This window comes from Nocardia sp. NPDC003345, assembly GCF_053589395.1.
The window spans coordinates 1-12,509 of the sequence record NZ_JBSFRU010000033.1 but is presented as its reverse complement, the minus strand read 5'-3'; the positions used below and the strand labels follow the sequence as shown (position 1 = coordinate 12,509).

The following is a 12,509-nucleotide window of genomic DNA, read 5'->3' as shown; positions in this document are numbered from 1 at the left end:
GCGGTCACCACACGGCCTCGGGTTCCCGCCGTTCGGTCCTCGCGACGGCGGTCGGAGTACTGGTGATGGCTTCGGCGCGGTCCGCCCGCGCCGGCCCGAGGACCTTGCCCCGCCCGATCCGGCTGAGCGCGTCCCGCATGAACATCTCGCCGCGCCGTTCCTCCGGTACCTGCCGTCCCGCGCCGACCGGGGGCGAGGTGTCCTCCCGCAGCGCCTGCAGCAGGAACGGCGTCTCCTCGAGATCGACGCCCAGCCACTCCAGGCTGTTACGCGCCAGGGTCTCGTCCCGCTGCCGGAAGACGAACCGGTTCGGGATGAGATTGTGCGCCGCGCCCTGGAAGTCGGTCTTCGGGTCGTGCGAGGCGAGGCCGATCGCGGCGAGGTGTTTACGTCCGTCGCGACTGAAATCGGAGGTGACCGCCGCGCCCACCTGCGTCTGGGTGAAGTGGTGCGCCTCGTCGCCGACAAGCAGGCCGAAACGGCCGTTGTCGGAGAGGAACGCCTCCCGGGCCGTCACGCCGACCAGTTCGTACAGTGCGGTGCCGAGCCGTTTGGTCAGCGGCAGCCGGTTGTACAGGTGGGGAGTGGTGAGTTCCTCGGCAGTGGGCAGGGCCAATTTGTGGCTGCGTACCACGGTCGCCGCGGCGTCGAGCCGGATCGGTTTCAGGTTGGGGTCGAACAGCACCGGGACCCGCTCGACGATGGTGCCCAGCCGGGCCGCCAGATCCGCGTACTCCTCCATCGAACCCGGTTCGTCGCGGAGCCGGCACACCACCTTGAACAGGTCGAGCAGGCTGGTGATCCCATACTGGGCGATCCCTTTCGGGGAGAGCAGATTACTGATCACCGCACCGGTGCCGGAGGTGGGCGAGAGGTCCAGCAGCGGCAGCACCGAGTCGAGGGCGCGCTCCCCCGCGATCCGGGGGTCGAACAGGCGCAACGGATCCAAAGACACCTGCGGCTCGGCCAGGTCGATGACCACGGCGTCGTCGATGGCGGTGGCGAAATGCTCCCATTCCCCGACCTGACTGCGGTCGATGGCCAGGAACTGCCCGCCCATATCGTGGACGAGTACGGCCATGAGTTTGAGGAAATACGATTTACCCGAACCCAGTTCTCCGGTCACCGCGAAAGACGCCGACAGGTCGTGTAGCGCCGCCTCCATGATGCCGAAGTGAATGGGCTCGAAATGCCCGGACAGCAGGTTGATACCGATCACCGGCCCGCTGTCGTCGCCGATCTGGCTGGTGGTGAACGGGACGAATCCGGCCCACATATCCGAGGGCACGATATGGGCGAAATCGTCGAACGCGCGGCGCGGCGGGCTGCCCGGCACCAGCAACGACCACAGATCCACCTGGGCGCCGACCGGCGTGGCCATCTCCACCTGGAACCGCTTGTATCGGCGGCGCAGGGTGTTCACCGCGTCCATGGTCTCGTCCCGCGACGGTCCACCGACCGCGATCACGGTGGTGAACGAGACCTCCGATTCGCCGCCGTTGACCTCGAAATGCTGGTTGTACTCACCGAGCATCTGGGCTTTGGACATGAGGGTGTTCTGCGCGAAGGAGATCTCCTGGTCCCGCTGATCCATCTGCTCACCCAGCCGCCGCAGATTCACCTCGTTGGCCTTGAGCACCTGGTCCGCGGGTTTGGTGGAGATCCGCATGCCCCAGTCGACGGTCACATCGCCGAGACCGTCGATCACGTTCAGGAATTCACTACCGCCGGGAAACATCATGCCCGCGTACGGAAACGACCGCGGGGTGAGCAGCGCCTGATACGAGGGCCGGTAGCCGGTATCGGGCTGCACCACCTTGATCACCGGGACGAACGACGGCCGCAACCGGCGCTGCGAATCGGCACGGGCGCCCTCGTCCAGCGCGGCCGATTTGAACACCGCGGCGGTGGCATCGTCGAGCGCGCCGGCCCGGGTGGGGGCCACCGGATCGCCGACGGCGCCGCGGGCCAGATAGTGCTCCCACAGCCACTGGAACATGGCCGCGGGCACCGGCAGCGGGTCGAAATCGCCGCCGATCCGGGACAGGATCTCGTTGGCCTCGTCCTCGTAGGCGTCCAGTTCGGCCCGGGAGATGGCGGTGGCGTCGATGGTGGTGGTGCTGCCGCGCCACATCCGTGACAGTGCGGAGATGCCACTGGTATTGGCGGTGCCCACCGGGATCGAGAGCAGGAATATCCGGGTCTGCGGCGCTATTGCCCGCACCCGCTCGTAGGAGGCGAACACCTCGTCGGCGTAGTCGGCGCAATCGTCGAGATCCACGCCCTCGACCATCTTGCTCAGCACATCGATGGTGTTCTGCCGGGCCTGGATACCCAGCAGCAGCGAACCGTTGGGCAGATTGTTGACCAGGGAGTGGTGCGCGAGCTTGACATCGAATTTATCGCTCGCCTTACGCAATCCGTAGCCGAGCGGGGTGATGAAATAGTTCGCGGTGACCAGCCCCGAATGTGTGAACTGCAGATGCCCGCGAATGGCGGCGGTCGGTTGCAAATCCCGGTTGAACCCCATCAGCGTCCCTCTCCGCTCTTCGGACGCCCCCCGTTACCGTTGATCAGCGACCGCCATTTGGACGGTTCGGCCGCCACCGTGGCGGCGGACCGGGTGAACCGGTTACCGCCCACGAATTCCAGTAGTTGCACCCCGCGCGACCCGGCGCGGCGGCCCGTCCCGGAATTCGCCGGCGGTTCGTGGGGCAGGATCGCCACCACCGTCTCCTCGACGAACATGGTGATCCGGGCCGATTCGGGGGTTACCGGCATCCCCGAGGCCAGCACCGGTTTCGGGGAGAAGACCAGCCGCCCGAACCACAGCACGCGCGACAGCAGCCGCACCCCCGTATACGGGATGAGGCCCAGGCCGAATCCGATCACCACCGTCAACGCCACGCCCGCCAGAAAGGTCACCGCCGGATTCATCGGCAGCGTCATGGCGGCGGCGCCGGTGAGGATCAATCCCCCCGCGACTCCCGCCACCTGCGGCAGGGTGTACGGCCCGAACGGCAGCTTCTGGCCGTTCTGGGCCTTGCCGATCATCGTCGGGACGCGTTTGACCGGGGTGAAGACCTTGATCACCTGGGTCACCGGTACAGGCTTCCCACCGGGTGATCGGGCACGATGGTGTTCGCGTCACTGCGGGCGTAGTTGACCAGGGTCGGCAACATCCAGAACAGCACCGCCGCCAGGATCGCCGATCCGGCCACGCCCAGGATCTTCGCCGGGGAGAGTTTCGATTTGGCGGCCTCGGCGATCAGCACACCCATCGACACGATCGTGATGAGGATCAGGCCGGCCCAGCGAACGAAGACCAGGATGCCGTAGAGGATATTGCTGATATTGCTCATGGGGATCGCCTCGTCAGTTCTGGGTCGCCGGCGGGATCTGCACGGTGGTGGTCGGAGCGGTGGTGGCGCCGGGCGCCGGATCGTTACTCCCGCTCTGCGGCATGACCGCGGTGAGCGGTTCCTTCAGCGCGGGCAGCGCTTCGATGGCCCGGACCTGCCATTGGCCCTCGCCTCGGACCATGGTCAGCGGATAGGCCAGCGCGGGCGTGGTGCCGCTCGCGCCCTTCGGTGTCACGGTGGCCAGCACCCGAGCCTGCGACCCCGCCGTTCCGCACGCGGTGTCCTCCGCTGTCACGGACACGGTCTCCAGAGCGGTGAAGGGCGCCGGGCGCAGCGCCACGATTCCGGAGTCGACGGTGACATAGCGCGCGGTATCCCCGGACCCGGTCAGGTAGGCGGTGAGGAATCCGGTCGCCACCTGGGTGAACGGGGTCTCCTCCCCGCACGGTGCCGAATACGACTGGGCCAGCTCGGAACCGATACCGGGAGCCGCGACGGCCGCGGGCAGGGTCAGCGCGCGCAGATTTCCCTCGGCGACCGAGACCGGCACCCGGTAGTACTGCCTCGGCGCCTGGGTCTGACCGTGCCCGGCCCGGACCGAAACGGTGACCGACCAGACTTCCATCGGCCCCGAGGCGAGCGTCCGCGCGATATAGACGACGAGCGGATCGTTGACCTGCTGACCGGTCTTCGGCAGCGTGATCTGCTCCGTTCCACCTATGAAACGGGATAGCGCTTCCCGCTGTCCGGAACCGGAACTCAGATAGGTCACCACGAAATCCTCGGCGAACGAACCGGCCAGTTGCGCGTGCCCGGTGATGCTCACCATGGATTCGTCGCCCGGTGGCGCCGGCTCGGGAGCGAAGAAGCTGTACACCGCGTGACCGCCGCCGAGGACGGCGAGTACCGCGAGAACCACGACGACGATATTGTCGCGGCGCCGGCGCGCGGCCATCCGGCGAAGCAGTGCCTCGCCCGAATCCGCGCGTCCCGCCGCCCCAGTCCTCACTCTCGAAATGGTAGAGAGAGGGCCCCCCACGAGCGGCCGACACCTTCCCACGCATGGGGACTCGGTCGCCCGCCGCGGGGCCCGGTTCAGGAGACCGTGCTGTGCCGGAGCCGGCCCGCGAGCCGGTAGCGCAGCTGATCGTCGTATCCGATCGGAATCGCCGGTGAGGCCAGATCGGTGAGATCGGGCTCCACCACCGGAATATCGTCGGCGGCGCGTACCAGCTGAGCGATGGCGAGTTCCCGGTTCGAGAAACCGGGATAGGGATAGAGGAGCAGCGAGGTGGGGGTATAGCCGCCGCCATAGTTCAACGCCCGCACCGTCACGCCGGTGCTGTCACCGGCCCGGACCCGGGAACCGAGTTCGACCAGGCGGACCCGGTCGTCGGGGTGGAAGACATCGACCGGCCGGAACAGGTAGTCCCATCGCACCCACGGCGCCGGGTCGGTGAGCCAATGCGAAATGGTGGTGTGCGCCAGTTGCACCACGGCGAGGTGATTCCCCGCCCGCCGGTGCGCCTCCCGCAACCCGACGCTCTCCAGCGTCGGCCACACCGCCGGGTCGTCCTCGGAGGTGATGTCCTCGATCAGCCACCAGGCGCCACGGGTGTGCTCGTCGTCGCGCGCCCGGACCGTGATCCGCCACCGGGTCGCCCGGCCGGCCGGGCGCAGGATCGAGACCTCGAACTGGAGCTTGTCCCCGGGCTGGGGACGGTAGAGCAGATCGAGTACCTCCGCATGCCGGTCGAAGGCCGAAACGCGGTGGAAGAATTCGGCGATCGACATCCGCGGGACGTACTCCTCCGGCGCGATCCCCGAGAGTGCGGTGATACCGCTGGGCTGGGCCAGGGTCTGGCTGTCCAGATCCCAGATCGCGCCGACGGCGGGTGGCAACGGCGGTACGGGGTCGTCCGCGGGGCCGGCCCACCAGCGCACCGCGTGCACTTCGCCGGCCGGACCGAATACCGGGCGCACCATCAGCCGGTGCGGACCGGACCGTGTGGCGACGGTACGGTCCAGGTCGATCGCGCCTTCGATGGAGGTACGCAGGGCCTCGGTGATATCCCGGGTACTCAACCCGTCGTAGAGCGCCGGGGTCCGCGCCAGTTGCCGCTGCAGCACCCGCCGCCAGTCGGCGAATTCACGCGCGGTATCCCCGACCGAGGCGACCGAGAAGCCTTCCGGTGCCAATGTTTCGACCGTCACCCAGGGGATCACTGCGCCCTCTCATCGCCTGCGTCCAACTGTTGCGCGGAGTATGTCCCCAACGAGACAACGTCCGCAGAAGATAATGTACCGTTGCTCAGCGGTACGTTCAACAGTGAAATCTGGATTCGACCAGAGGACCGACCGGGAACATCCCGAAGAAGGAACTTCCCGGCGGGGCCGCCCGGGCGACCCCGCCGCACGATTGTACGAACACCGGTGGACACCGGATCGGTTCGGGGTGGGTAGCGGCCCACGATGTGAATAATCCCGGGTTGCACGGGGTCCGGGCGGCAAGAGATCACGCCCGATACGAACACCTGCGGCGCATACCGGATTCCGCCGGGACCGCCCCGATGCGGTGCGCACCGAAACCGGGCCGCACCGCCGGACGGTTACTCCGCCTGCGAGGTGAGGGCGATCACGCCGGCCCCGGCGAGCAGCCCGAGATCCTCCAGATCCGAAGGCACGGCCCGCAGCCCGGTCAGCACCGGCAGCCGCGCATGCATCGCGATTGCGCTGTGCAGGGGTTTCCACAGCGGGGAACCGGCCACGGCTATCGGACCACCGACGGCGACCCGGTCGATATCGAGCAGCGGCGCCACCGAGGCGATGGCGCGGCCCAGCGCGGTCCCCGCACGTTCGAGCGCCGACAACGCGATCCGCTCACCCGCCTGCGCGTCGGCGACCAGCGCGTCGAGCGAATTACCGCCCCAGCCCTGGCTCTTGGCCCAGGCGACGAGCGCGGTACCGCCGGCCACCGATTCCAGGCAGCCGCGGCCGCCGCATTCACACACCTCGTCGAAACCGGGCACCAGCAGGTGGCCGATCTGGCCGGCGTTGCCGGTACGCCCGACGACGACGAAGCCCCCCACCATGACACCGCCGACGATCGTGTCCGACAGGTGGATCGACAGCGAGTCCATGACCTCCTGGGTGGCGCCGAAATGCCGTTCGGCCAGGGAGAGGCATACGCCGTCGAGGGCGAGTACCACCGATGCCGCCGGGAACAGCTTCTGCACGGATTCCACCAGCGGGAACCCGGATTGCCATTCGCGGACCCGCGTCGGCGCCACCACTCCGGAGGTCATATCGATGGGTCCGTGGGACGCGATGCCGACGGCCACCACGTCCCGCCCCGCCGCGATTCCGAGCAGCAGGTCACGGACCTGATCCCAGGCGCCGTACTCGGGGACCGGGATCTGCTGGAGTCCGTCGGAACCGACATCGTCGGCGATCTCTATCGCCGCGATCCGGGCCGCGCCGATCTCCAACGCCAGGATTGTCATCTACGCACCACCAGAGCTAGATCCGCGTTTGCCCCCGCAGCATAGTCAGACGGCCGCCGATTCCGCCGAATGCAGCGGGCGACCCAGCACGATATGCCGTTTCGGCGTACCGGCCACTGCGGCGCCATGGGTCGGACGTGGGCCGTTGCGGATGATCCGCATGGGCCGCTTGTGGTCGATCGGGACGGTGCGATGCCGATCGAGGTTCTCGATCACATTGCCGGAGTTGTCGTAGGCGATGCCCGCCCAGATCATGGCTCGCGGAGCATCGCCCCGGTCGATGAGAGTTTGTGCCAGGCGTGCGCACTGCTCGAAGAGCGGACAGCCATAGCAAGTACGCACTGCCGAATGCCAGGCCTCGGGTGTGCCGGAATCCAGATCCCAGCTGTCCGGCAGTTCCGCGCACGGAGGTCGCTGCGCGGATTTCACCGTGGCGGGAGCAGGGGGCGAGGAAACTCGCGAAATTTGCGTAGTCCGAGGTAGAACCACGTTGAAGGTACGAACTCGTGTTGTCGTCATCACCGTCTCCGGAACTGCCGAGGGCACGCCGGGGGAAACCGATACGTGTCCCGTTGGTCGGGCGGAACGTCAGGGCTGCTCAACAGTCCCCGGAAACCAGCTGATGTCAGCTGTATCACGACGGTAAGGCACCATAGGGTCGGAAAGCAAGGCCTCGTACCGTTAAGTAACGGGACGTTGACCTTATTTTCACATCATTAAGCCGCCGCTTAGCGGTTCGTTTAGTTACGGACCGTTTAACTACGGGCCCACTTGTGGTTTCCTATAGGTATGGCTGGCGAATCCGAGTTCACGATCGACGAGCTGGCGCGTGCTGCCGAGACAACCGTGCGCAGTGTTCGCGTGTACCACGAGCGTGGGCTGCTGCCCTCGCCAGAAGTACGTGGCCGGATCGGCTATTACGACGCGGACCACCTCAATCGGCTACAGACGATCAGCCGCCTGCTCGGACGCGGGATGAAACTCAACGGCATCCGAGAGCTCCTCTCCGCGTGGGATCGCGGCGACGGCCTCGCCGATGTGCTGGGGGTTACCGACAACGCCGCCGCCCCTGGACGGAACACCTCGGCCGACCCACCCCAACCCGAACCGGAGGAGCCCGCCCACGAGCTCCCGGAATACGTCCAGCAGGCCCTGGCCGCCAGCGACGACCCGTTCGACGTCTACCGGGTCACCAATCCGCGCTGCAGCGACCTGGCCACCCGCCTCACCGACGCCGGACTCCCCGCGGCGGCCACCTTCCACCTGGTGGAGCGGATGCGCGCCGATTGCGACCGGATGGCCGAGCGTTATGCCGCCGAGATCTTCTACGTGCTGGCCGGCCGGGCCTACGAGCAGTCCGAGCGCAATCCCAAGGACCGCACCAAACTGGAAACCGATCTGGCCATCGCCCGCCTGATCGTCACGCGCGCCGCCTCCGAGCTGATCGATCAGGCCTTCGGCCGGCGGGCGGAACTTCCGGCACCCGAGATTCCCGCGCTGCCCACCGCGGAAAAGCCCGGACTCGCCGCCGCCGATGCCACGCACTCGCCCTACGGCACCCGGCGCACCCAGTCACCGAACGGAAAACAGCCTTCACGTTCACACGGCTAGCGCACGGGAGGGGCGAAAGACTGTCGGGGTGACAGGATTTGAACCTGCGACCACCCGCTCCCAAAGCGGGTGCGCTACCAAGCTGCGCCACACCCCGTACTACCCCCGGGGAGGGGGTGGTGTTACCGGTCCTCGGAGCGGGTGACGGGAATCGAACCCGCACCATCAGCTTGGAAGGCTGAGGTTCTACCATTGAACTACACCCGCGTGCTGCGACCTCGGTGGAAACACCGCGTTGCCGCGCGCATCAGCGACTGTACCCAATCGCACATTCGTTTCGCCAATCAGCCCCTCGTCCGCGTCGGCGGTCCGGGCACAACCGGGGTGTAACACGGACGGATTCATAGCGATAGGACAGAGATTGCTGTTGCTCCGGGTCCGAGAACTTGTTATAGAAGGCAAGTCGCCGGGACCCACCATCTTGCTACGATCTTCTTGCCGGACGGGGTTTCTGGAAAGGGGGCGGTAGCGTGCACCCGACAAGGTGGACCTCCCGCATAGCAGTACGACAGAGCCGGCCCGGCCCGGTATCGGAGCCGCGGCCGATCCGCGGTGCGATTACCTCCACCATCGGTGATCGCCATGCCTGCTGAGAGCCGGCCCCCGGTCCGCTCCACCGCCCGCGAATGGGCGCTGGCCGCGGGCGCGCAGCCCGACGCCGATATCACCGCGGCCGAGATCGAACCCGTGCTGATCGATATTCTCGAGGAACTGCTCGATCTCACCGTCTCCGATCCCTTCCCGGTCCGGGCCGCCCGGCGGCTGGGTGCCCGGCTGTGCGCCGAACCGCTGCACCAGGTGCGGATGCTGGCGCTGGTCACCCGGACCCTGCTGGGTTTTCCGGCCGGACCGCGCGGATCCCTGGTCGCGACCCAGTGGCCGCTGGTGGCGAGTCAGGCCATCGACAGTTACGCGCAGGCGCTCCAGGAACTCGCCCTGGCCAAACAGAAGAAGAACTTCTCCGACGAGGCCACCCAGCGGGTCCGAGAGTTCGCGGCGCTGCAACAGCGACTGGAGCACGAGGCCACGCACGACGCGCTGACCGGGCTGGCCAATCGCACGCTACTGCGCAACCGGGTCCGCAAGATGGCCGAGCATCCCGAACGGGGTATCGGGCTACTGGTGGTGGACCTGGACCGGTTCAAGCAGATCAACGACAACTACGGCCATACGGTCGGCGACGAGGTACTGGTGGAACTCGCGCAGCGGCTCCGCGAGGTGGCACCGCCGGGCGCGGTGGTCTGCCGGTACGGTGGCGACGAGTTCGTGCTGGCCGCGGCGATGGCGGACAACCGAGTGGCCGAACTCGCCGGCGATATCGTTCTCGCCCTCAACGATTCGGTCTGGTCGTCGGCGGGACCGGTACCGGTATCGGCGAGCGTGGGCACCACCTACTCACCGCCGGAGGACCGTAGCGAACTGGCGGAACTGCTGCGCCGCGCCGACCACGCGATGTACTCGGCGAAAACCGCCGGCGGGCGGCGCTACGTGGGCGCCGATCCTGGCGATACCGCCGTCGACACGGCGGTGGCGGGCTGATCCGGGCTCACCCCGGCTGGCATTGCGCGCACCAGAACAGATTCCTGCCCTCGAGCACGCTGTGCCGCACCGCCGCCGCGCATAGGCGGCAGGGTTCGCCCGCGCGGCGGTACACATAGGTGCGCGGCCGGTCGGGTGCGTAGGAGGGCGCACCGTGGTCGTGCTCGGGGCGGACCACATGCATCTTCCCGCGGCGCACTCCCACCCGCATCAGTGCGACGAGGTCGTCCCACAGTTGCGACCACTGCCGCGCGGAGATCTCGGTTCCCGGCCGAGCCGGCGAGATACCGTGCCGGAACAGCACTTCCGCGCGATAGACGTTGCCGACACCGGCGACCACGCGCTGATCCATCAACAGGGAGCCGATACTGCGGCGGGAACGCCGGATCCGGTCCCAGGCGCGTCCCGGATCCGCGTCGGCGCGCAGCGGGTCCGGGCCCAGCCGCGCGACCAGGGCGTCGACCTCCGGTGGCGTCAGGATCTCGCACGCGGTGGGGCCACGTAGATCCGTCCCGAAGCCGGAACCGTCGCGGCCGGGCCCACTCAGCCGCATCCGGACCTGCCCCACCGGTTCGGGCATCGGCAACCCGGATTCGGTGAAGGTGCCGTACAGCCCGAGGTGAACGTGCACGAACACATCGCCCTCGTATTCGTGCAGCAGATGTTTACCCCAGGCCCCGGCCCGGCGCAGCAGCCGTCCGTCGACCCGGGCCGCGCCGTCGGCGAACTTGCCCTGCGGGCTCGATACCCGCACCACCGCACCCGCGAGCCGGCGATCGTGCCGGCGCGCGAGACGGTGCAGGGTGTGACCTTCCGGCACCGCCCGGCCTACCGGGTCAGTTCGCGGGCAGTGCCGGCGCCTCGCCGGACTTCTCGTAGTCGGCGAGGATATCGATGCGGCGCTGGTGGCGCTCCTCCTCCGACCAGGGAGTCGCGAGGAAGGCGTCCACGATCGCGAGCGCCTCCTCCTGCGAATGCATCCGCCCGCCGATGCCGATGAGCTGGGCGTTGTTGTGCTGACGCGCCAGCTGCGCGGTCTCGACGCTCCAGGCCAGCGCGCACCGCGCCCCCGGCACCTTGTTGGCGGCGATCTGCTCACCGTTACCGCTGCCTCCGAACACCAGCCCGAGGCTGCCCGGGTCGGCGACGGTACGGCGGGCCGCCTCGATGCAGAAGGCGGGGTAGTCGTCGAGCGCGTCGTAGACGAGGGCGCCACAGTCGACGACCTCGTGACCGGCCTTTTCCAGGTGGTCCTTGACGGCGTTCTTCAGTTCGAAACCAGCGTGATCGGCACCCAGGTATACGCGCATGCCGCGATTGTGTCAGGCGGCCGAACAGGCCGTGACGGCGGGCGGCGTCGCGGGAGGACTGCTTAGAGTCGTGGTATGCAGCCGCACGACCCTCAGCAACCGTCCGGATCCGGGCCCGGCCCCGCCTGGTCCGCGAATCCGCCGGAGCCCGGGCACTACCCGTGGCTCACCGACCAAGCGACACCCGCCCCCTTCGCCGGCGCCTACCCGCCGCCCCCGGCCCCCGCCCACGAACCCCGCGGTCTGTCGCCGTTCGGGATGCCGGCGCGGCACAGCTGGGAGATACCACTACTCGTGGTGATCGTCCTGTTCACCACCGTGGCCTATACGCTGGCGTTTCTGCTGCTGTTCCTCGGCGCGGTCAACCAGTACGTGCTGATCCTGGTGGCGGCCCCGCTGCTGATCTGGTTCGGGCGCGGTGTGAACTTCTCGTCCCAACGGGTCAACGGGGTACGGATGTCGCCGACCCAGTTCCCCGACGGATACCGGATGGTGCAGGAGGCCGCCGCGCGGTTCGGGATGGCCACCGCGCCGGACGCCTACGTCGTGCTCGGCAACGGCCAGATCAACGCGTTCGCCTCCGGCCACGGTTTCCGCCGGTACGTGGTGGTCTACAGCGATCTGTTCGAGATCAGCGGCGCGGCCCGCGAACCCGACGCGCTGGCCTTCATCATCGGGCACGAGGTCGGGCACATCGCCGCCGGTCACGCGTCCTATTGGCGCCAGCTCGGCATGTTCCTGGTGCCGTTCCTGCCGATTCTGGGCAATTCGCTGATCCGCTCCCAGGAATACACCGCCGACAACCACGGCTACTGCAACCGCCCCCAAGGCGCCCCCGCCGCCATGGGCACCCTGGCCGCCGGCAAATACCTCAACAGCGTCGTCGGCTTCGACGAAATGGCCGACCGCGCCGCCCAGGAACGCGGTTTCTTCATCTGGATGGTGAACGCCATGTCCTCCCATCCGGTCCTGACCTGGCGGATGTGGGCCCTCCGCGACCGCAGTACCCACGGCCGCCTCTTCTGGCGCCCCAACCCGCTCCCCCCACGCCTCACCCCACCCCCCATGCCCCCGCCGGGCCCGCTCGGAGGAAGCGAGATCCAACTGTCGAAGAGCTGAATCTATGGCGCCGACTTCGTGTCTTTGGCGCCGACTCCGTCGGCGCGGGGTTGCGGGCCCCGAGG

At 67.9% G+C, this 12,509-nt stretch carries 12 protein-coding genes and 2 tRNA genes; 3 read left to right on the top strand and 11 right to left on the bottom strand.

Going from position 1 to position 12,509, the window contains the following annotated elements; translation table 11 throughout:
- Positions 1 to 4: 4 nt before the first annotated feature.
- The 7 genes from ACWDU1_RS06580 to ACWDU1_RS06550 form a co-directional block, all read right to left on the bottom strand.
- On the bottom strand, positions 5 to 2,512 hold the full coding sequence (locus tag ACWDU1_RS06580; protein WP_449996280.1) for an ATP-binding protein: 2,508 nt from the start codon (positions 2,510 to 2,512) through the stop codon (positions 5 to 7).
- A 17-nt stretch (positions 2,513 to 2,529) separates the two neighbouring features.
- Positions 2,530 to 3,102, bottom strand: a complete 573-nt coding sequence (locus tag ACWDU1_RS06575; RefSeq protein WP_449996279.1) for a hypothetical protein — start codon at positions 3,100 to 3,102, stop codon at positions 2,530 to 2,532.
- Positions 3,099 to 3,362, bottom strand: coding sequence for a hypothetical protein (locus ACWDU1_RS06570; RefSeq protein WP_449996278.1), 264 nt, complete (start codon positions 3,360 to 3,362; stop codon positions 3,099 to 3,101). The genes ACWDU1_RS06575 and ACWDU1_RS06570 overlap by 4 nt, the downstream gene beginning before the upstream one ends.
- Positions 3,363 to 3,375: 13 nt before the next feature.
- Positions 3,376 to 4,371, bottom strand: a complete 996-nt coding sequence (locus ACWDU1_RS06565; RefSeq protein WP_449996277.1) for a conjugal transfer protein — start codon at positions 4,369 to 4,371, stop codon at positions 3,376 to 3,378.
- Between the two features lie 86 nt (positions 4,372 to 4,457).
- Positions 4,458 to 5,576: a GAF domain-containing protein gene (locus ACWDU1_RS06560; protein WP_449996276.1), complete on the bottom strand. Its 1,119-nt coding sequence runs from the start codon at positions 5,574 to 5,576 to the stop codon at positions 4,458 to 4,460.
- 395 nt (positions 5,577 to 5,971) lie between these two features.
- Entirely contained in the window at positions 5,972 to 6,865 is an 894-nt protein-coding gene (locus tag ACWDU1_RS06555) for an ROK family protein (RefSeq protein WP_449996275.1), read from the bottom strand.
- Positions 6,866 to 6,910: 45 nt separating this feature from the next.
- Positions 6,911 to 7,294, bottom strand: coding sequence for a hypothetical protein (locus ACWDU1_RS06550; protein ID WP_449996274.1), 384 nt, complete (start codon positions 7,292 to 7,294; stop codon positions 6,911 to 6,913).
- 360 nt (positions 7,295 to 7,654) lie between these two features.
- On the opposite strand from ACWDU1_RS06550, the gene ACWDU1_RS06545 reads away from it, so the two are divergent.
- Positions 7,655 to 8,476 carry a MerR family transcriptional regulator gene (locus ACWDU1_RS06545; RefSeq protein WP_449996273.1) on the top strand — a complete coding sequence of 274 codons (822 nt, stop codon included), beginning with the start codon at positions 7,655 to 7,657 and terminating at the stop codon, positions 8,474 to 8,476.
- A 23-nt stretch (positions 8,477 to 8,499) separates the two neighbouring features.
- Here the strand turns inward: ACWDU1_RS06545 and ACWDU1_RS06540 are convergent.
- Both ACWDU1_RS06540 and ACWDU1_RS06535 read right to left on the bottom strand, forming a co-directional pair.
- Positions 8,500 to 8,573 (bottom strand) — tRNA-Pro (locus ACWDU1_RS06540).
- A 39-nt stretch (positions 8,574 to 8,612) separates the two neighbouring features.
- Positions 8,613 to 8,683, bottom strand: a tRNA-Gly gene (locus tag ACWDU1_RS06535).
- Between the two features lie 375 nt (positions 8,684 to 9,058).
- Here ACWDU1_RS06535 and ACWDU1_RS06530 point away from each other — a divergent pair.
- The gene (locus tag ACWDU1_RS06530) at positions 9,059 to 10,015 is read left to right on the top strand and encodes a diguanylate cyclase domain-containing protein (protein WP_449996272.1); all 957 of its coding nucleotides are present in this window, start codon (positions 9,059 to 9,061) and stop codon (positions 10,013 to 10,015) included.
- Positions 10,016 to 10,022: 7 nt separating this feature from the next.
- Here the strand turns inward: ACWDU1_RS06530 and ACWDU1_RS06525 are convergent, their stop codons facing one another.
- Complete coding sequence (locus ACWDU1_RS06525) at positions 10,023 to 10,835, bottom strand: Fpg/Nei family DNA glycosylase (RefSeq protein ID WP_449996271.1); 813 nt, start codon at positions 10,833 to 10,835, stop codon at positions 10,023 to 10,025.
- 16 nt (positions 10,836 to 10,851) lie between these two features.
- Entirely contained in the window at positions 10,852 to 11,325 is a 474-nt protein-coding gene (locus ACWDU1_RS06520; RefSeq protein ID WP_449996270.1) for a ribose-5-phosphate isomerase, read from the bottom strand.
- Positions 11,326 to 11,400: 75 nt separating this feature from the next.
- On the opposite strand from ACWDU1_RS06520, the gene ACWDU1_RS06515 reads away from it, so the two are divergent.
- Positions 11,401 to 12,444, top strand: coding sequence for a M48 family metallopeptidase (locus tag ACWDU1_RS06515; protein WP_449996269.1), 1,044 nt, complete (start codon positions 11,401 to 11,403; stop codon positions 12,442 to 12,444).
- Positions 12,445 to 12,509 lie beyond the last annotated feature (65 nt).

Bases quoted from the DNA above. Each gene is read 5' to 3' on its own strand.
- ACWDU1_RS06555 (WP_449996275.1), bottom strand. From the start codon at position 6,865: ATGACAATCCTGGCGTTGGAGATCGGCGCGGCCCGGATCGCGGCGATA.
- ACWDU1_RS06570 (WP_449996278.1), bottom strand. From the start codon at position 3,362: ATGAGCAATATCAGCAATATCCTCTACGGCATCCTGGTCTTCGTTCGC.
- ACWDU1_RS06545 (WP_449996273.1), top strand. From the start codon at position 7,655: ATGGCTGGCGAATCCGAGTTCACGATCGACGAGCTGGCGCGTGCTGCC.
- ACWDU1_RS06520 (WP_449996270.1), bottom strand. From the start codon at position 11,325: ATGCGCGTATACCTGGGTGCCGATCACGCTGGTTTCGAACTGAAGAAC.
- ACWDU1_RS06530 (WP_449996272.1), top strand. From the start codon at position 9,059: ATGCCTGCTGAGAGCCGGCCCCCGGTCCGCTCCACCGCCCGCGAATGG.
- ACWDU1_RS06515 (WP_449996269.1), top strand. From the start codon at position 11,401: ATGCAGCCGCACGACCCTCAGCAACCGTCCGGATCCGGGCCCGGCCCC.